The sequence below is a fragment of the Vibrio sp. J383 genome (genome assembly GCF_023503985.1).
Lineage (GTDB): Bacteria > Pseudomonadota > Gammaproteobacteria > Enterobacterales > Vibrionaceae > Vibrio > Vibrio splendidus.
On the sequence record NZ_CP097294.1, the window covers coordinates 1,421,298 to 1,440,065 of the forward strand.

At 42.3% G+C, this 18,768-nt stretch carries 14 protein-coding genes, 10 tRNA genes and 1 pseudogene; 14 read left to right on the forward strand and 11 right to left on the reverse strand.

Annotation, left to right across the window (positions count from 1 at the left end):
- Window positions 1-15: 15 nt before the first annotated feature.
- A pseudogene (locus tag M4S28_RS22690) lies at window positions 16-441 on the forward strand (DUF4150 domain-containing protein); the annotation flags it as partial.
- A 146-nt stretch (window positions 442-587) separates the two neighbouring features.
- On the opposite strand, the gene M4S28_RS22695 reads toward M4S28_RS22690, so the two are convergent.
- The 10 genes from M4S28_RS22695 to M4S28_RS22740 form a co-directional block, all read right to left on the reverse strand.
- Complete coding sequence (locus tag M4S28_RS22695; protein WP_249632942.1) at window positions 588-905, reverse strand: c-type cytochrome; 318 nt, start codon at window positions 903-905, stop codon at window positions 588-590.
- Between the two features lie 374 nt (window positions 906-1,279).
- A complete protein-coding gene (locus M4S28_RS22700; protein ID WP_004731200.1) occupies window positions 1,280-1,963 on the reverse strand; it encodes a response regulator transcription factor in 684 nt (227 codons plus the stop codon).
- Between the two features lie 94 nt (window positions 1,964-2,057).
- Entirely contained in the window at window positions 2,058-2,939 is an 882-nt protein-coding gene (locus tag M4S28_RS22705; protein WP_029224205.1) for a hypothetical protein, read from the reverse strand.
- The gene (locus M4S28_RS22710) at window positions 2,929-5,421 is read right to left on the reverse strand and encodes a fimbria/pilus outer membrane usher protein (RefSeq protein WP_445329540.1); all 2,493 of its coding nucleotides are present in this window, start codon (window positions 5,419-5,421) and stop codon (window positions 2,929-2,931) included. The genes M4S28_RS22705 and M4S28_RS22710 overlap by 11 nt, the downstream gene beginning before the upstream one ends.
- Window positions 5,405-6,091, reverse strand: coding sequence for a fimbrial biogenesis chaperone (locus M4S28_RS22715; protein WP_249632943.1), 687 nt, complete (start codon window positions 6,089-6,091; stop codon window positions 5,405-5,407). The genes M4S28_RS22710 and M4S28_RS22715 overlap by 17 nt, the downstream gene beginning before the upstream one ends.
- A 2-nt stretch (window positions 6,092-6,093) precedes the next feature.
- Window positions 6,094-6,819 carry a fimbrial biogenesis chaperone gene (locus M4S28_RS22720; protein ID WP_249632944.1) on the reverse strand — a complete coding sequence of 242 codons (726 nt, stop codon included), beginning with the start codon at window positions 6,817-6,819 and terminating at the stop codon, window positions 6,094-6,096.
- A gap of 107 nt (window positions 6,820-6,926) precedes the next feature.
- Window positions 6,927-7,424, reverse strand: a complete 498-nt coding sequence (locus tag M4S28_RS22725) for a hypothetical protein (protein ID WP_249632945.1) — start codon at window positions 7,422-7,424, stop codon at window positions 6,927-6,929.
- A 77-nt stretch (window positions 7,425-7,501) separates the two neighbouring features.
- Window positions 7,502-8,026 carry a hypothetical protein gene (locus M4S28_RS22730; RefSeq protein ID WP_017095442.1) on the reverse strand — a complete coding sequence of 175 codons (525 nt, stop codon included), beginning with the start codon at window positions 8,024-8,026 and terminating at the stop codon, window positions 7,502-7,504.
- Window positions 8,027-8,796: 770 nt separating this feature from the next.
- A complete protein-coding gene (ltaE, locus tag M4S28_RS22735; RefSeq protein ID WP_249632946.1) occupies window positions 8,797-9,801 on the reverse strand; it encodes a low-specificity L-threonine aldolase in 1,005 nt (334 codons plus the stop codon).
- A 39-nt stretch (window positions 9,802-9,840) separates the two neighbouring features.
- A complete protein-coding gene (locus tag M4S28_RS22740; protein ID WP_029222202.1) occupies window positions 9,841-10,356 on the reverse strand; it encodes an NUDIX hydrolase in 516 nt (171 codons plus the stop codon).
- 287 nt (window positions 10,357-10,643) lie between these two features.
- Here M4S28_RS22740 and M4S28_RS22745 point away from each other — a divergent pair, with 287 nt between their 5' ends.
- The 7 genes from M4S28_RS22745 (at window position 10,644) to M4S28_RS22775 (ending at window position 16,644) form a co-directional block, all read left to right on the forward strand.
- Window positions 10,644-12,299, forward strand: coding sequence for an ATPase RavA domain-containing protein (locus M4S28_RS22745; protein ID WP_017078724.1), 1,656 nt, complete (start codon window positions 10,644-10,646; stop codon window positions 12,297-12,299).
- 11 nt (window positions 12,300-12,310) lie between these two features.
- Entirely contained in the window at window positions 12,311-13,756 is a 1,446-nt protein-coding gene (viaA, locus tag M4S28_RS22750) for an ATPase RavA stimulator ViaA (RefSeq protein ID WP_017078723.1), read from the forward strand.
- Window positions 13,757-13,953: 197 nt separating this feature from the next.
- Window positions 13,954-14,027, forward strand: a tRNA-Cys gene (locus tag M4S28_RS22755).
- A gap of 50 nt (window positions 14,028-14,077) precedes the next feature.
- Window positions 14,078-14,153, forward strand: a tRNA-Gly gene (locus M4S28_RS22760).
- Between the two features lie 80 nt (window positions 14,154-14,233).
- Window positions 14,234-14,320: transfer RNA gene (locus M4S28_RS22765), tRNA-Leu, on the forward strand.
- Between the two features lie 64 nt (window positions 14,321-14,384).
- A tRNA-Cys gene (locus tag M4S28_RS22770) sits at window positions 14,385-14,458 on the forward strand.
- Between the two features lie 296 nt (window positions 14,459-14,754).
- Complete coding sequence (locus tag M4S28_RS22775) at window positions 14,755-16,644, forward strand: methyl-accepting chemotaxis protein (RefSeq protein ID WP_445329541.1); 1,890 nt, start codon at window positions 14,755-14,757, stop codon at window positions 16,642-16,644.
- A gap of 97 nt (window positions 16,645-16,741) precedes the next feature.
- Here M4S28_RS22775 and M4S28_RS22780 read toward each other — a convergent pair whose 3' ends face one another.
- Window positions 16,742-17,530, reverse strand: a complete 789-nt coding sequence (locus M4S28_RS22780) for a lipase family protein (RefSeq protein WP_102491159.1) — start codon at window positions 17,528-17,530, stop codon at window positions 16,742-16,744.
- A 349-nt stretch (window positions 17,531-17,879) separates the two neighbouring features.
- Between M4S28_RS22780 and M4S28_RS22785 the strand changes: the two genes are divergently transcribed.
- The 6 genes from M4S28_RS22785 (at window position 17,880) to M4S28_RS22810 (ending at window position 18,679) form a co-directional block, all read left to right on the forward strand.
- A tRNA-Leu gene (locus M4S28_RS22785) sits at window positions 17,880-17,966 on the forward strand.
- Between the two features lie 83 nt (window positions 17,967-18,049).
- Window positions 18,050-18,123: transfer RNA gene (locus tag M4S28_RS22790), tRNA-Cys, on the forward strand.
- 50 nt (window positions 18,124-18,173) lie between these two features.
- A tRNA-Gly gene (locus tag M4S28_RS22795) sits at window positions 18,174-18,249 on the forward strand.
- An 80-nt stretch (window positions 18,250-18,329) separates the two neighbouring features.
- Window positions 18,330-18,416: transfer RNA gene (locus M4S28_RS22800), tRNA-Leu, on the forward strand.
- A 62-nt stretch (window positions 18,417-18,478) separates the two neighbouring features.
- Window positions 18,479-18,552, forward strand: a tRNA-Cys gene (locus M4S28_RS22805).
- 51 nt (window positions 18,553-18,603) lie between these two features.
- Window positions 18,604-18,679 (forward strand) — tRNA-Gly (locus M4S28_RS22810).
- The last annotated feature ends 89 nt before the right edge of the window (window positions 18,680-18,768 follow it).

The following is an 18,768-nucleotide window of genomic DNA, read 5'->3' on the forward strand; positions in this document are numbered from 1 at the left end:
GATTTATTTGTAAATAAATCGAACGCAACACTTCCTGATGTTTGTTTGACAACAGTCGGCAAACCTGTTGTTGCTATCCCTTATGGTTATAATGCAAAGTCCGCCGATTTAGCGGGAGGCACGACGACTGTCTCTATGGATGCCGGTGGTGATAAAAAGGGCGTTGCTTCTGGCACCATTGAAGCCGAGGCGGAACTCATATTAGCTTCTCCTACCGTTGAGTTCGAAGGTATAGGTGTATACCGCCTTTCTGACCTAATGACGATGAACAAAGCCAACACCATGCGTTTAGGCGGAGCCCAAAACCCTTCGGTTTCTGTGACAGAAGAGCAAGAAGGGACGTATACGGTTGATCTGTTTCTTTCTTATTCTGATGGGGAACCTGTCCAAGGGGCTACATATAAATTGCTCGATCAGACTAGCGCTACTTTTGAAGGATCCACCTTCTAGGGGCTTGTTCATCCTTGATATATAACGGTGGGTTGCGGCTGCTAAATGACTCAAATAAGTATCGGAAACAGTGCCATGGTTACCATAACGTTTGATTGCAGAAACGGCGATGTATCGTTGTGTATCTATAAAAGATATTATTTGTTCTGCGATGAATAAAAAGCCGCTATATCTCTCAAGTCTTGATCATCGAGCTTACTGAGCTGAGCTCGCATCATTTCTGCGTAGTCGCCTTGTCTATTTCCGCTTTGGTAAGCTTTCATCGTGTTATAGAGGTAAGTTGAATCTTGACCCGAAAGTTTGGGGTAATCAGTGTTACTTGTTTCACCCGTGGGGCTATGACAGAAAACACAACTTGGTGATTTCATTTTACCCAGTTCAGGATCGCCAAAATCAGAGGCATCAAGGCTAGGGGAAAGAGTGAGTAATAGTAAAGCGAAGGATTGATAAGTCATGTTTTTACTCCAGTTAAAAACATAACAATAAGGCTTACCCTAAGGGGAAGCTCAAGTCTGAATTTCTATAGATGCTAATGGTGTTAACAGTTAAAGCGTACTTTTTGCTCTGTTAGGTAAGTAGAGGGGCTGCAGAAGTGGTGTTTCCGTGAGTTAACAAGTTCGACTGGTATTTTAGAGGGCGGGATGTTTTTCTACTTTTTAAAGTGTGATTAAACCACAGACGATTCGATTTAAACTTCGTTTATTGCCCTGACAGTGATTCTATGAGGAACTGAATAATATCAGGTCATCTTTCAAGGGCTTAAATTCCAATATGTCTGTTTGAAAAAGAATTGCAATCTGCATTTTTGTATTTATGTTCATAATTTCAACTATATGTCTGGTTGTATAATAGTCTCTAAACTATTGATAAAATGTGCTTTTCTTATCGCTTCTTTTCTATTAGTGACATTTATTTTTTTGTATATGTTGTATACGTGCGTTTTTACCGTACTTTCTGAAATAAATAGTTCGCTTGATATCTCTAGATTTGAATCTCCTCTGACAACTCGTTTAAATATCTGAGCCTCTCTTTTCGTCAGGTTAGACAGTATTACCTGAGACTTGAAAGTATAAGAGCACGCATTGGATAAAATATGTGACATTAACTTCCTAGGTAGCCATAGATCGTCATCACATACTGTTTTTAAACAACGTGTAAGGTGTTCAATAGGAGCATCTTGATAAATCATCCCCTTTATATTAAACAGGTTGAATAGCTGCATTACGGTAATACTCTGTCCGGTAATATCTGAGGGAACGTCATAAACTACCCATTTACTGGACTCTATTTTTGATAAGATGATGTTGATATCTTCGATATTTTCCAAGAGTAAGTAGCTAATGAGAACGACATCGAACGTTTTATGATTACGAGAGCGCTCAATGCTTAAAATACATTCTCTGCTAAAAGAAAAATCACTGTATTTCCCTATTTCTCGTTGAATAAACTGGTTGTTAATACCGTTGTCACCTACCAGGAGTATGTGCTTTAAATTATTTTTATTTTCATACATAATTTACTCCGAAACTGAAAAATCACGTTTGATTGTATGATGATAGATTTTATATAATTGAGTTGCATATCTCACTTTTTATATAATTACATAATTATGGTTGTTGTGAAAGTTGGGGTTCGATAGAAATTTGTAATGTATCGTCATATTGTCCTCCTGGTTTGTTCTCTGTTTCACCGATGACAAAACTCAAAGGAATAGGTTGGCCAATCGTAGCGGAAAGACGTTGAATTCTAGCGTCCAGTTGTTCAAGGTTTACTCTGTCGTTTTCTAGGGAAAGTTGGTATGGAATGTCCCATTTTGCCTCATTAGATTCATGACGTAGCATTCCTTGATGGGATGATTCCAATACGATGGTATAAGCTGTGTTGCTTTGAACCCATAGGTTAGGTGCGGAACGAATAACCTTGTTGGAATATAAAGTCCCTAGATCAAGGTCATAATGTTGTTGGGTCAAACCATAAAAATGAATTTTTGCAGCAGGCGGAACGTTAACAGATACCGGGAGTGAACTAGGGCTAATTTCTATTTGTTTACTATCTGAGGTATAAGAAGGCGAGACTTCCAATAACCCTCGATAGGTTCCTGACGCTAACCATTGTTTACTTGGGAAACGCATTTGTATCGTTGCCGAAGGTTGGTTTTCGGTTAATGATAAGTGCCATTGATTAGCCACTGACATACCAATCTGCCCACTCCATTCAAAGCCGAGTTTTGCTTGGTTTACCCCTTTTAACGATCGACTGGTATCGTTAAGTTGTAAAATTAAGTCTAATTTGCAGGGTTCGCCAATTATGATCGCATCTATACGGTAAGTGTTTATTGTTGCGAACGTCCCTGCGCTGAAAACATCATATTGTGATTTCGACGAGACGGGTTGAATAGCCAAGGCACTGGCTTCACACGCCAATGCCGAAGGTACATGGTTTATGGCGATGAGGAACAAGGATCCCCAAAGAACTTGTTTATTCCACATAAACATCTCCTAGTCTTATCAAGTTGTCACTGCGTTCACTGAGGGTAATGATGACTGATTCTTGTTCTTTGGTGTCGAGTACCAATTGATATTTCCCCGGCTTTAATCCAGAGATTGCGAATATGCCGTTACGATTGGTAAAGAAGTCAATCGGCAACTGTTTTGCATCACCAAGGTAATGTGCTACACCAGCGACAAGTGAAATAGGGTTGTTACTTTGACGATCGAATAGCTTGCCAATAACAGTTAATACAGCATCCGATCCGATCTGTAGCTGGAATCCCCGTTTATAACCAGGCTTAATCCAAAAAGCGCCATCGCCTAAGTCATACCCTGGTGGCAAGTTATCGACCTCGTAACCGACTACTTGGCCATTATAAGCAACAAGGTCAGGAACCATGGCACTTGCATCTCCTTTAAGGTAAACGCGTGCGTACTCACCATCTTTTGTTGGGTCGACAGCCACATCATTTTTTGCGAGGCTTTCGTGCTTGCTAACAATAGCAAATGCTTCGCGCACCGGTCTGCCGATCGTCACAGATGAACCTGCAAAAGCAAGGGCACTACTTATAGTCACGTCAGTACTGTGATTTCGTGTTTCACCACTAATGTCTTCAAGCCGCGAAGCGTGGGTCGCGTTTAATTCATAACGGTTAGCCGTGTAGTTAATCCCAGCATCCATATCGGCATCCGTTTCTTCGTTAGTAATGACACTCGCAAACGCCGACATCCCCCCTGTGTTACCAATATTATTCTGATAGCTGTAATCCAAGGCGGCTTCATTAAGCTCTGTGGTGTAACGACCGACAACACGAGTTTGTCGACTAAGAGGCCAGCTTATGGTGACAGTAGTGCTGATATCATCGTCTTCGGTTGCGTTATGCCGATAGTTAACGCGTGCACTCCAAGTTGCGGGAGTATCAAACAGTCCATCCGATAAACTCGGGCTAATCAACCAATAATCGTTCTCTTTGTCTACTCCTGAGCGATAATTGAGGGTCATGGCGGCACGTAACGACTGACCAAGGTAAATGGAGCTAAATGCAGATACATAATGGGTGGTTAAGTTGATATCGATATCGGAAGCATCAAACCCTGAGACCCCAGTAAAATTGTTGGCCAGATATTCATAACTCACACTCAGTTGTGGGGACAGCGTGTTCGTATTGGAAAACTCCGCATCGAATGCCAATCGGTAAGCGTCGCCAGTTCCAAATGTAGGGTGTTCGCTACGAGAGGCAGTGAGTTCAGTGACGCCCCATGTAGAGGCGAGTAACGCGGTGGCACCATATTGATAAAGATCTTCACGGGTTTGAAGGTTCGTGCCCAACGTTAACCAAGGGCTAATACCCACATCGATATAACCATGGAGAATACGCTCGTCGGTTAGGTACTCTAGTTGTCCATTTTGTAATTCAGAAGGCGCTCCATACATGATGCTATATTCAAACTCACCGCTATTGAGCAAATCGTTACCGGTTGCAATAGAAAACTCGATGCGTTCTTCATTACCTGAGCGATCGGTGATGACGAGTACAATATCATTGCTACCTTGCGCCAGGGGTATATCACTAAGGTTATAGCTACCAGCGCCTAGGGTTAATCTTTGGACGGCAATCCCATCTATATAGACATCGACATTTGAGGCCCTTTGAAGTGTGAATGATTGATTGGCTCGTGGTCGCGCATTTCTGGTTGGAATTAGCGTGAAATCTCGAGTTAAGCCAATACCAAGTATGTCGGTGCTGTCCTGAAAAGATTGACCACTGTTGTACATATCGCCGAGCACAAGTCGTGTGCCTTGTTCTGCAAAGTCAATATTAAGACGAGATCCTTCTCTTACGTATCGCGAATCTTGTGATGAGCTGTTCTCTAAATAGGATTCGTACTCAAAGTTTAGAAAACCAATGTTAAGTGCGGAATCGAATTGACCGCGGTAGAGGTCCTGCCTTGACGAATTCTGATCGACATATTGGCTCTCATTGGCCGAAAGGGCAAAGTTAACGTATCCGCTAAACAAACTTGGCTCAGCATAGTTATAAAAATCATCTCCGCCGTTCATAGACAGTTGCTGGGTTAAGCTAAATTCAGTCGGTACCGTCACGATGCATTCTAATGAAGAGAAATCGAAACTCAGACCTAATCCTACGCTCTCAAAATGGTGCTGAGACAGCACCTCATCGTCTGTCGTGTCATTGAGTTTCTCAATACCTTCTTGAGTTACGACGGACGAAAGGAGAGAAAGCGTACTTTCCTTCGGTAACAAGATTTCATTGTTTGCGGTAATGATAATGTCCGCTTCGCCAAGTATGGTGTCACTTATCCTTAACAAAGAGGTAAGTTGAATATCTCGTCCTGTCGGGTTCAAGATCATTTCTTGACCCCAAGCAGCAGGGCTTAAGGCAGCACAATATAAAAGTACCAATACCAAGACATACAAAACTTGCCATATGTTGTGATAGGTTTCAGTCTTCATGCCCATGGTAAGTGCCCACTGGTAAATAATTTAAAGAAGAAGGCAAAGTAATAATGGAGCGTGGTGGAATAAACTGCTCACCTAAAGCCTCATGTACTTTTTGGCTCTCAGATTCGAGCCCCGAAAAATGAAGTAACGATGTATAGGTAAATCGTGACCCAGAATTAGTGAGTGTTAGTTTGCCTTGTTCATCTATGTGTAATTTCACGTCAGGCTCTAAAGAGGATGAGTGAATGTGCAGCAACGCATTGTAGTGAACTTGTAAATTGATACCGGTTGTTAAACCGATGGGTTTGTCTATTCTCGCGTTGTTCTGACCAATATTCACGGTACTGAAGCGAACGAAGTAACTCTGGGAGGTTTCGAGTGATCGGTTTCCCAACCACTGTATACGGAATACTTGGCGTGCACCGGGTGCCAACATTGCGGCTGGTGGAAACACAAACATCTCTTCACTTGATAGATCTGATGTTTGGAACGTGCCATCAGATGAGAAGTTCAAACGACGAACGTTAGCTTCAAGTGGGAGAGCGTGTGTAGAGTTGTTAGTTACAACTAGTTGCGACGTTGCCCTGTGATCGGTGTTGAGCTCGATGACGGTTGGAAACAGTGTTATGCCAAACGCTTGTGCACACAGAAAGCAATAAATGAGCGCTCCACAAATATAACGTCTCATCGCTATTGATCCTGCTCTATTTCAATCGATAGGGTGTTTACGTCATAATTTTTAAGAGGCTGCATTTCGAAAAAACGAGTGGAGTAGGGAAGCACTAAAGTCCCCGGAATACGTTTAGCGATTTCTACGCCTTTTAAATAGGTTGAATTTTTACCATCAGATATCTTCCATGTTGTATTGGTTAATCGACCATAACTATTACCACTGTTAAGTACTTCAAGAACCCATTTGTTCTTTTTGTCATTTTGTTCGATGCTTTTAATTTCTAGCTGAGAAGCCGTGTTCTGAGGTCGCACGTTGATAAGGGTATTAAATTGAAGCAAAAGACTTACTTGCCCTTGGTTGCTGCTCGCTCTTTGAACTTTTACTTGTTTAACAGCAATGCGATACGCTTTAGATTCTCTGATGGAAGGATCGCCCAAATAGCGCACCATAATGGATTGCGATCGTCCAGGTTCTATTATTGCGGTCACCGGTATCACTAATAGCTCGTCATCTGCAGGCGTCGTGGTCTCTTTCCCATATTCGTTCATGGTCATAAATACTGGAGACAATTCAACCGTGAGTGGTTCGGTTGAAGAGTTTTCAACCCTCATGGTCATTTGAGCTCTTTTGCCAAGCGGTGTCATTTCCATAGACATCGGTTCGACTTTGAACGCATGAGCGGACAGACAAGTGAATGACAATAGGAAAAGAACGATCCATTTATGCATGATCCATTTATACATAGCGAAGAGCTCCAAATTAAACTTATGTCGTTGAGATTGAGATTGAGATTGAGATTGAGATTGAGATTAAGTCGGAGGCCAAATAATAGCCCCCGACTTATTAACCTCTAATTTGAGGTGATATTTACGGTTAATGTATCTGAGTAGCCACCTGCCCATGGGGAGGTTTCTGTCGTCACAATATCAATAGATGCGGCAACACCTGTCGCTAATGCTCCAGAACCGCCATAAGAATTACTGACTGAAACGTCATTTAGACCTGGGCCCCCTGGTGCATTAAGCGTGAAAGGAGCTAAGCCTGAAGGATTAAATGTTGCATCGTATGTAAGAGCGTAGTCTTCGCTATCATCTGACTCTAGACCACCTTCAGCACTTGTCAGTGTCACAGTTGCACCATCGACGTCATTACACTTCATGTTAAGACCACTAACAGAAAGGTTTTGAATTTGAGATACGTTACCAAAGTCCATCAGTTGCGTTGAAAGACCAGTAACTTCACATACAGGTGAAACAAAACCAACTAACTGGACATCACCAGGAGCGGCTTGGACTTGAGCACCAAAAAGAGCAGTGACTGTTGCTGCGTAGAGTGTTAGCTTTTTCATTAGAAATTCCTTTATCTTAAATGATTGGCTCGAATACTGCTGAGCGTTTGTTGTTCTGCAGATACATTGCAGAGTTTTCACTTTGTCACGCTATGAATCGAAGGGTAAACTTCGATCTCAATAACGTCTTGATAATAACCTGCGAAACGCAAGCTATTTTCGAGTGCTACCCTAAGGCTCCCATGTTGAGCGAAAGGAATAACACCAGAACTGTTTATCATTACCGGTGAAGTAAGTTGGCTGCTGTGCCTACTTTCGTAAAGACGAATTTCGTCTATTTGTAATGACAAATTGTAACTCTCAATAATATCAACCCCTTGGTGTTGATATTTTAATCCTCCATATTTTGAGTTGATCGTTATACCCAACGGACGGTTACAATACATATTAAAAGGCAGCGATTGCACATCACGGTGTTCCGTGAAATTCATAATGTTGCCAGAGAAAAAGTTTATTTCGCATCGATCTTTGATCTGACCACTAATTCCTAACGTTAAGTTGTTAGCTCTAGCATAAAATGAAAGTGACAGACTAAAAATTAACACGGAGACGATGAAATTATGAAGAATCCGAAATACTCTAACCATAATTTCACCTCTCACTGATTGAATGTAACTTGTTGCTTAACTTTCAAAACTATAAGTGCTTTAAAAAATGGTGAAGTAGTAAAAAAAGTTTATTATTTAGGAGAAGTATGAGTTTTAGTATGATTTTAAGCAGAGAGGTAGAAGCGAAATTATTAGAGAATAATTTAATATTCAATTAGATAGGTTGGTTTTACTCAATGCTAGTATTAACGGAGGTTTTTTATTTAATTGATTAAAATAGGACTATGGTCTACACGGACGTTTTGGGTTTTTTGATGGGTTACTGTCATCATGAATGTGACAGCATTATTAACGAAAACACTAATTTGATCATTTAATTTATAAGTTGATTGTAGCGATTCTAAATTGTAATAATGGACAGCGACTATCTACTATTTCTTTATTGGAATTAGTTCTTTACAAGAATCTATTAGGATTGATGTGTTCTATTTTTAATTACCGTGTGCGTGGTGATTAAAAACTTTAAGCTATTATGACTAAGTCATTTACCTTTAGTGACAATACAGTGCTGATAAGCCATTAATGTAAATCCAACTTAAACAATAATTTAATGTTTAAATGTTAGAATAATTCTCAGAAGGTATTCTCATAGGCCAAAACGAGATTTCGTTCTGTTCCAGTCAATCAAGTGTGTTTATGAGAAAACTAGCAGGTGTCAAAGGCTATTTGGGCTGTGGAGTTGGTTAATGATTTTGCTCAAAAATAAAGCTTCCCATAGGGGAAGCTCAAATCTCAATTGCTATAGAGGCTAATCTCGTCAAGAGTTAAAGCGCATTCTCTAGCTTTGTTAGGAAAGTAACGATGTCTTCTGAACTGATGTCTCTATGGGTAACAAAACGTACTGGATTACCAGGCGACATAGTAATGTCTTGCTCACTTAACTCGCTTGCAATGCGGTTTATATCAACAGACTCATCTAACTTCGCGAACACGATGTTCGTTTGAATGAAATCAGGGTTAACAGAGAAGCCTTCTAGCTTGCTTAAACCAATCGCTAGGTTTTTTGCGTTCTGGTGATCATTTTTAAGTTGAGCTACGTTCTCAGTCAGCGCCATTTTACCTGCGGCGGCAAGAATACCCGCTTGGCGCATACCGCCACCGACCATTTTACGCAGTCGACGAGCTTTAGCGATGTACGCTTTGTTGCCAAGGAGTAGTGAACCGATTGGAGCGCCTAAACCTTTTGATAAGCAAATTGTCATAGAGTCGAAGTGTTGTGCGATCTCTTTGATGTGTATATCCAGCGCCGCTGCTGCATTATAAACGCGCGCGCCATCTAGGTGCATTTGTAAGCCGTGTTGGTTTACGAATTCACGAGCTTCCGCTAGGTAAGACATTGGCAGCACTTTACCATTGATCGTGTTTTCTAAACTAAGAAGCTTAGTACGAGCAAAGTGGCTGTCGTCTGGCTTAATCGCTGCGGCAAGCTTTTTAAAGTCTAGTGTGCCGTCTGGGTTGTTCTCAATGGGTTGAGGTTGAATCGAGCCGAGCACTGCAGCACCGCCGGCTTCATACTTATAGTTATGCGCTTGTTGGCCACAAAGGTATTCATCACCACGCTCACAGTGTGCCATTAAACCAAGTAGGTTGGCTTGTGTCCCTGAAGAAGTGAACATCGCTGCTTCAAAGCCGGTTTCATTGGCAGCCCACTGTTCCAATTCGTTTACGGTTGGGTCATCGCCATAAACATCATCGCCCACTTCTGCATTTGCCATTACGTCACGCATAGCTTGCGAAGGTTTAGTTACGGTATCAGAACGAAAGTCCATGCTTCTCTCCTAGAGTACTTTAGGTAGTCATATAGTTGGCTATAGATAGCCACATAGTTGGGCTTTGCTTAAACAAGCGATAGTTTTTGTATCGGTGATTTGATCGTGTCGTATTTTGTTGTGCAGCTCTTCTAAGCTCAGCTCTATCACTTCTATAACTTCATCTTCGTCGCATTCAAATCGGGTAGTGAGGCTAAGATGTTTTGCGACAAATAAATGCTGAATCTCATCACAGAATCCAGCCAAAGGTGTGACTTGTCCTAAGCTCTGAAAAGAAGTCGCACTGTAACCGGTTTCTTCTTCCAATTCGCGCTGGGCACATTGAAGAGGTGTCTCATCAATTTCCATCGTGCCTGCAGGTAGCTCCAAAAGCCATTTCTTAAGAGAAGGACGAAACTGATTAATGAGGATGATTTTTCCTGACGAAGTGATAGGAAGAATAACGGCCGCGCCAGGGTGGTGTATTGTTGTATGTTTTACCACGACGTTCGTAGGGAGCGTCACGTTCTCTTCGATGAGAGAAATACTTTTCCATTGATGGATAACTTTACTCATGCAATTTGGCCACATTCCTTGCCAATTTTTCGTATAACTGAAGACGTGTACCACCATAACGTCTATGGTGTCGAAAATAAAAGAAAAATTAGGCTTAGTAATAGATTTAATTTCACGCCGTTCGTGATGTTACTCTCATAATTGGAATCTATGATTACGCGAAAATTGCAGCGTAACCATCTGATATAAAGGCAACTCAATAATAAAAGATACTTGTAACAAAGTGCTAACAAATGTATAAAAACGTATCTACACTCTCAACTGTTCAAAGATTTTCGGAGTAACGCATGAACCCTTCTATTTCCTCACATGCTGACAAGGCGCTACTCTCTGAAAGAATTAACAAATTGGCACATGCTCTCTCTGATGGCGTTTATGAAAGAGAAGACACGATTAAGCTTTGTTTACTGGCGGCCCTGGCTGGCGAAAGTGTGTTTCTATTAGGTCCTCCGGGCATCGCAAAAAGCCTTATCGCTAAACGCCTCATCCAGGCTTTTGACAACAGTAGCTATTTCGAATATTTGATGACCCGTTTCTCTACTCCAGAAGAAGTGTTTGGCCCACTAAGTATTCAAGAATTAAAAGATAACGGGCGCTATGTCAGACTGACCGAAGGCTACCTACCAACAGCACAAGTTGTATTTCTTGATGAGATCTGGAAAGCTGGTCCTGCAATCCTAAATACGTTGCTTACGGTCGTTAACGAAAAGACATTCAAAAATGGCGCAGATATCGAACGCGTTCCGATGCGTTTATTAGTGTCTGCATCTAACGAACTTCCAGATGAAGACAGTGGCTTAGAAGCTCTTTACGACCGGATGCTCGTTCGTGTGTTCGTAAACCGTATTCAAAACAAGCAAAACTTCAAATCGATGCTGACGACGGGTACTTCTCAGGAAGCTGTGATTCCAAAAGGTTTGGCGATTACTGATATTGAATACCATCAATGGCAGAAAGAGCTCGATAACCTGGAATTGACAGATAACTCGTTCAACAAGCTATTTGAACTGAAAACCATGCTTGAAGAGACTGTCAAAAAGCAAAGTTCGGCTACTGAAACGGATCTATACGTATCGGACAGACGCTGGAAGAAAGCGGTCAAGCTGTTGAAGGCAAGCGCATTCTTCAGTGGTCGTGATAGCGTAAATCCGCTGGATATTATGCTACTTCAAGATTGTTTATGGCATAGCCCAGAATCGCGTGATGTGGTTCGTAGTGTGGTAAAAGACTTTGCATTGAACCGAGCGTTTGACCAACAAGAGTCGAAAGCTCAAATTGAAATGTCCCGTGAAGAACTTGAAGAGATTCAAGACGATGTTGAATCAACGCTGTCTGTGTCGCTCTCTATGGAGTCAACAAGCGGCTTGTTGCGTAAAGACGTTTATCAGAATGATATCAAGAACGCGAAAATGTACAGCGTTGGCAGTGCATACAACCTAGTTAAACTGGTTATGCTGCAAAGCAACATGTCGGTGTCTGAATCTGAGAAAGGCGATAGCCGTTGGGTATACGTAGCCAAAGACGATTTTGATCGAGTTCTTAAAGAAGGCCATGGCGATATTTACGGTTACGTAAACGAAAATAAAAACCTATGCCGTTTAAAACTCGACTTGGATGCATCGAACCAGTTAGTCATTAAAGATATTGCTAATCGTTCTGTACTGGTGAGTGTGGTTACAACTGACGGTTTAGACCAAGAATTGTACAACAAGTGGTTGAGTGGTGCTGAGAAAGCCCTAGAGCAGTTAACTGAAGCTGAATTCAAGTTAAAACGAGTTCGCACTGAATTCCATGATGCGCTACCTCATAACTATATTGACCCTGATTTACCGAAAGCGATGGAATCAAGCTTGCAAGCAGTAACGCAAGATCTCGAAACGACAAAAGTGAAGAGCAGCAAGATCGCACAACGTATTAAGTTCATGAGTCAGTACTTCGAGTAAGGGGAGAGCATATGTTAGGAGCAGACGGCTTAAACCTCGCTTTGATGGTAGCTGATTCAGGTATCATTGATACCGCGATGAATGATCTCATCGCTCGTTCTCAAGTCATGATGGCTGCTGAGAACAAAGGCGTTAAAACATCAGTGAAAAACCACTTAGTTAAATGGCGCGGTAAAGTAAAAAAACGCGTCACTAAGGTGTGTGAAACTGATCGCTTCCAAGAGGAAATCGCGCTTTACCAAGAAGTGATCTACTGGGATGAACCGCAGTTCTTTGACGAGATCGATAGTGTTATCAAAAAGTTGGAGTGGCACTCGGCGTTCTACCTACAAGCAAGACGCTTGATGGAAAACAACAAAGGCGTTTATAACGCGATGTTTCCACACTATTTTTGCGACCAATGGTACCAATCACTGTCAGACGCCATTAAACAAGCTCAAGTAACCGAACTCGAAACAAGCAAAGAAAAAGTCTTAGCTGATCTTTATCAACGCATGGAAACCATGAAAAACATGGATAAAGTGACAGAGTCTGGTGATGAAGGCAGTGTAGGGCGTTTGTGGGACATGGCGTCTGCCAAATTAAGTAAAACTGATCTCACCATCATGAAGCGTCATGCTGAGTTCCTGAATAAGCACAAAGGCCTACAAGAGATCGCTGAAAAGCTAGGTCGTATGGCTAGCGAGGAAGATGATCCTTCTTTACACAAAGCCCCTGTAGAAGAACTGCAGATGGTTGAAGAGAAAAGTGATGAAGCGGTCGATGATATTGTTGGGATTCATGAAAGTGATGACCTCAACAAAATGCTGCCGAACGAGACCATGTTCCTAGCTTATCCTGAGCTTGAGGTTATCTTTTATAAACATTTGGCTGACAAACGTTTACTTAGCTATCGCTCGCAAGGTAAGTCACGCACGTTACGTAAAGTAAAAGCGCAAAAGCCCGATAGCAAAAACGTCGATATTGAAAAAGGTCCGTTCATCGTCTGTGTGGACGCATCTGGTTCTATGAGTGGGTTCCCAGAGCAATCAGCCAAAGCAATGGCTTACGCTTTGATGCAAATCGCGCTTGCGGAAGAGAGAGACTGTTACGTGATTCTGTTCTCTTCTGAGCAGATTACCTATGAATTAACCAGACAAGATGGCCTGCGTGAAGCGAGTGACTTCTTAAGCTATTCATTCCACGGCGGTACGGATCTAGAACCTGTACTCATGAAGTCGATTGACCTAATGACGGGTGATAAATACAAGAATGCAGATTTGATCGTACTTTCTGACTTTATTGCCCCTAAGCAATCTGATGAAATGATTGCACAGGTTGAAAAATTGAAAGAGCACAAAAACCGTTTCCATGCGGTTAGTCTTTCTAAGTATGGTAACCCTCAACTTATGACCATGTTTGATCACTGTTGGTCGTATCATCCGAGTCTCGTTGGCCGCTTCATGAAGAAGTGGTAGCGCTAGAACATCTTATTTAAATCGTTTTTGCTGTGTGTTTTTTGATTGAAGAGATCGAACATGCAGCAATTTGATTTAAATGTCAGCAAACAGAATTTAAATTCACATTTTTGTTTGACTATCTTCACTCAATCCGTAAAGTAGGCACCCGAACACAGCGGGGCTAACGTTTAGTCGGTTCTAACGTGTTGAAAAATGGCGCCTTGGCAGAGTGGCTATGCAGCGGATTGCAAATCCGTGGACCTCGGTTCGACTCCGGGAGGCGCCTCCATTCTCTTTCTCTTACGTTTTGATAAGGTAAGAAATTAGAAGAATGAAAATGCGATACTAGCTCAGTTGGTAGAGCGCAACCTTGCCAAGGTTGAGGTCATCGGTTCGAACCCGATGTATCGCTCCAAATTTTGTAGTGTTGATTCATTTCGACATTAAGATGGTGTTTTACTTTTCAGTAATCGGCATCGCAATAAAGAATTGCGTGCCCTGGTGGTGGAATTGGTAGACACAAGGGATTTAAAATCCCTCGGCGTTCGCGCTGTGCCGGTTCAAGTCCGGCCCGGGGCACCATCTATTTGATTGTTATCTTGTTTGGTAATGCTCAAAAGAGTTGTTCTCTTAAAACACTATCGAAGGCGCCTTGGCAGAGTGGCTATGCAGCGGATTGCAAATCCGTGGACCTCGGTTCGACTCCGGGAGGCGCCTCCACTATTCATAAAAAACCAGCCCTAGTGGCTGGTTTTTTCGTTTCTGGCACTTTGCTTCTTGTTTCTTCATCCTTACCTCTTCATTTTCCCCTTTGATACTTGCTAAGCCCAACGCCGCTTTGGTGGAATCCTAAGTTGAACCTTTGTTGATAGACCGCTAAATAAATCAAAGTCACAATTAACCACAATGCTCAATTTGTTTCATTGTTTTATGGGATAACCCTAATTAAAACATGTGTATGAGTGATAGTGTCCCTCTTTATATTTCTTTAATTATTCTATAAGAGGTTCTTAAATATGCAATTTAGTCTAAAGAGAAAAATGGTTTTCTCTGTAGTTTTGGCGATTGCTGTTACATCTGCCATTCTTCTTTTCATGGGTTATAAGACGTTTCAAACAAACAGCTGGCTAGCTATAGAAAGTGAAAGTCGTAATACACTTCAAGCCCATGCAAAGGGCATCAGTGACTGGTTTTACGATAAGAAACAAGCAGTACATGGGCTTAAACAACAAGTACAGCTTAACCCTTCAATAGATATCGTTCCTCATTTACGTCAAACCTTGGTATCTGGTGGGTTTGGATTGAGTTATTACGGTAACAAAGAAGGTGAGATGTTCCGTCATGATCCTTCATTGAATAAAGCGGGGTATGACCCAAGAGTTCGAGGTTGGTATAAACAAACCTTAGCTGAGAACCGTGCAGTAACAACCAAGCCGTATGTGAGTGTAACCATGCAAACCTTAGTGGTTACATTGACCGATCCTGTGACCGAGAATGGCTCGATCATCGGTGTTGTCGCATCTAACCTTGCCTTAGACAAGCTAATTGAAGATGTGTTGGCTATTCAGGTTCCAGGTAATGGACGAGCGATCCTAATTGATAAGCAAGGCACGGTCGTTGCTCATAAGAATAAAGATTTCATCCTTAAGCAAGTCAAAGAGATAGCACCTGAATTAAGTGTTTCTGGATTAAACAGTGCTGCACAAAACTTAACGACAATTTTTACACAAGTTGATGGTGATGAGCGCGTCATCATGGCTGAGCCTATTAAAGGCACTGACTGGCTGCTTGTGATTGAAATGGATAAAGACGTACTAGAGCAGCCCCTGTTTGATATGTTGATTAGCCAAATCACCACAGGTTTGATTGTATTGATCGTTATGGCTGCAGCAACCTCATGGTTTGTGGCTCGTCAATTAGTTGAACTGGGTCGAGTGAGTGAGGCATTAGCTGATATTGCGGAAGGGGAAGGTGATTTAACACAGCGCCTTCAAGTGTCGAGTAAAGATGAAGTAGGGCAACTTGCCGACAAGTTTAATGTGTTCGTAGACAGACTTCATGCAATGATGAAAAACGTGACTGATGTTTCGACGGCAATGAATAACGGAGCTGAACACGCCAACAGCAGCGCATTAAAACGCAGCGATAGCGTCAGCAGACAGCAAGATGAGATCACGATGGTTGCAACAGCTGTGACAGAAATGGCGACAGCAACAGCCGAAATCGCCACGAATGCTGATAGTACGGCCAAAAGTGCGACTCACTCTGTTGAGTTGAGCGAACAAGGCTTCCAACAGATGGCTAAAAGCCAATCATCGATCAATGAGCTTGCAACAGAACTAACAAGCGCTGTGTCTATCATCAGCGAGCTTGAAGAGCATGGTCAACAAATCGCGTCTATCTTAGCGACGATTCGTGAAATAGCGGAGCAAACTAACTTACTCGCGCTTAATGCGGCAATTGAAGCAGCAAGGGCAGGCGAACAAGGTCGAGGCTTTGCAGTGGTTGCCGATGAGGTTCGAGTACTTTCACAACGAACTCATGCTTCTACAGAAGAGATCGAAGACAAGATCAAGCGCTTACAACAAGCGACTAGTGGTGCCGTTAAAGTGATGACACAAAGCCACGATATGGCGAAAACAAGCGTACATGACGTGGATATGGCGGGAGAGAGCTTGGCTCAAATACGTGAGGCAATTCAGATGATCAGCGATATGGCAACTCAGATAGCTTCTGCTGCTGAAGAGCAGTCACTGGTTACCGCTGAAATCAATGCGAATACCGAATCTGTTCGTGAAGTGAGTGATGTGATGGCAGTTGATGCGACCGATGCGGTTTCACAAGCCGATCAGCTAAGTCATTTAGCGAGTGACTTGAAACAAGAGCTGTCACGATTCAAGCTTTAAGTTCAGGCTAATATTAGCTTAAGCACAAAGATCAATTAGAAACAAGAAAGAGCATTGGCTGTTAAAGCGTGTGCTCTTTTTTATTTATAGAGCATGCTCAATGTTTGTCAAAGAAGTCTTTGTTACGAATATACTTACTCATTAGGTGATAAGAGAAAGGCCGGATTAACCAACTGAATATTGATCGCCCGAGGCGTATTAACGTCGGTGTGTTTTCGTAAATCCTGCCGTTATAGAGCCAAAGTACTTTCCCTACATGCCAATACAACAGCGGCACGGGCGGCATGAAGGTAACAATATCGATGTCGCAACAGATACGGTAGGTTTTCTTGCTCAAACGGTAGTGTTTTTTGAAACTCCAATCACCGACCGCGGGCTGCCCAAACGTGACGATTCGTTTAATACAACCCGGGTATTTTTGGTCCAAGTAATCAGCGAATACACAACCAATAGAGCCACCAGAAGAGTGGCCAGTAATCGATATTCTTTTGCCTTGTTCCAATAGAGGAATCAAAGTGGTTTCCAAGCGTTCAATGACAGTTTGTCCCAGTTTATCTTCATTACGGCTTGGTTGGCTTTCTTGAAACATCAGATGGTAGAACCCGGCATGCACTCGATAGTTGAGCCCAATCCTTTTACAGCTTCTTGTCCATAGTGCAAAGGTAAGTAACCAATCTGAGATACTATGCGATCCTTTGATTACCACAACCACTTCATCTTTGTCGCTGCTCCATAAGACTCGAATCATGGTTTTGCCAAACTGATTCTTTATGATGCGCTGTCCATTAGGGTCAAAACCGTAACGAGTTTGTTTAAAAACTCTAGGGTAGGCGAGGTTGCAGAGCACCGCGTAGCGTTCATATTGGTATCGTTTTAGTGGCTTCACGTTGTCATTTCGTAATAGTCGTTACTTAAAACTCTAGCCTTTGAATGTGAAAAGCACATGAAAACGAAGGCGTGTTTCTTTAATTCAATGGAATTGACAGTGTTTTGTGAGTCTGAAAATGGGAATTTGGCCTTTGAATTCCAACTCAAACTCAAAATCTACGAATAAGAACCGTACAAGCTGCACTAAATTCATTCGTTTGAGTTCGATAATTAATCACTTGAATTGAAAGATAAAATTTACTGTTGACGAATTTTTTCTATCCGTTAAAGTACACCTCGTTCTCACGGCTTAGGTCGCAGAGAGATGGTGTTTTACTTTTCGGTAATCAGCATCGCATGATTGCGTTGCCCTGGTGGTGGAATTGGTAGACACAAGGGATTTAAAATCCCTCGGCGTTCGCGCTGTGCCGGTTCAAGTCCGGCCCGGGGCACCATCTATCTAGTTTCTACTTTAAGTAGAGTGTTGAACAAAGAGTGGTCCTCTTAAAACACTTCAATATATTTTTATGTTGATAAAGGCGCCTTGGCAGAGTGGCTATGCAGCGGATTGCAAATCCGTGGACCTCGGTTCGACTCCGGGAGGCGCCTCCATTCTCTTTCTCTTACGTTTTGATAAGGTAAGAAATTAGAAGAATGAAATTGCGATACTAGCTCAGTTGGTAGAGCGCAACCTTGCCAAGGTTGAGGTCATCGGTTCGAACCCGATGTATCGCTCCAAATTTTGTAATGTTGATTCATTTTGACATTAAGATGGTGTTTTACTTTTCAGTAATCGGCATCGCAATAAAGAATTGCGTGCCCTGGTGGTGGAATTGGTAGACACAAGGGATTTAAAATCCCTCGACGTTCGCGTTGTGCCGGTTCAAGTCCGGCCCGGGGCACCATCTATTTGATTGCTACTTTTGGTAGAGATCAACAGAGTAGTTCTCTTAAAACACTCATTGAAGGCGCCTTGGCAGAGTGGCTATGCAGCGGATTGCAAATCCGTGGACCTCGGTTCGACTCCGGGAGGCGCCTCCATTCTCTTTCTTCTTTTTGTCTAGGCAAAGGGAAGAGTAGAAGAATGTCAATGCGATACTAGCTCAGTTGGTAGAGCGCAACCTTGCCAAGGTTGAGGTCATCGGTTCGAACCCGATGTATCGCTCCAAATTATTCAGATATGGTAATTACGATATCTCAGTGCAAAAAGCATCAACTCAAAACCAGCGAAAGCTGGTTTTTTTGTATCTGAAAATT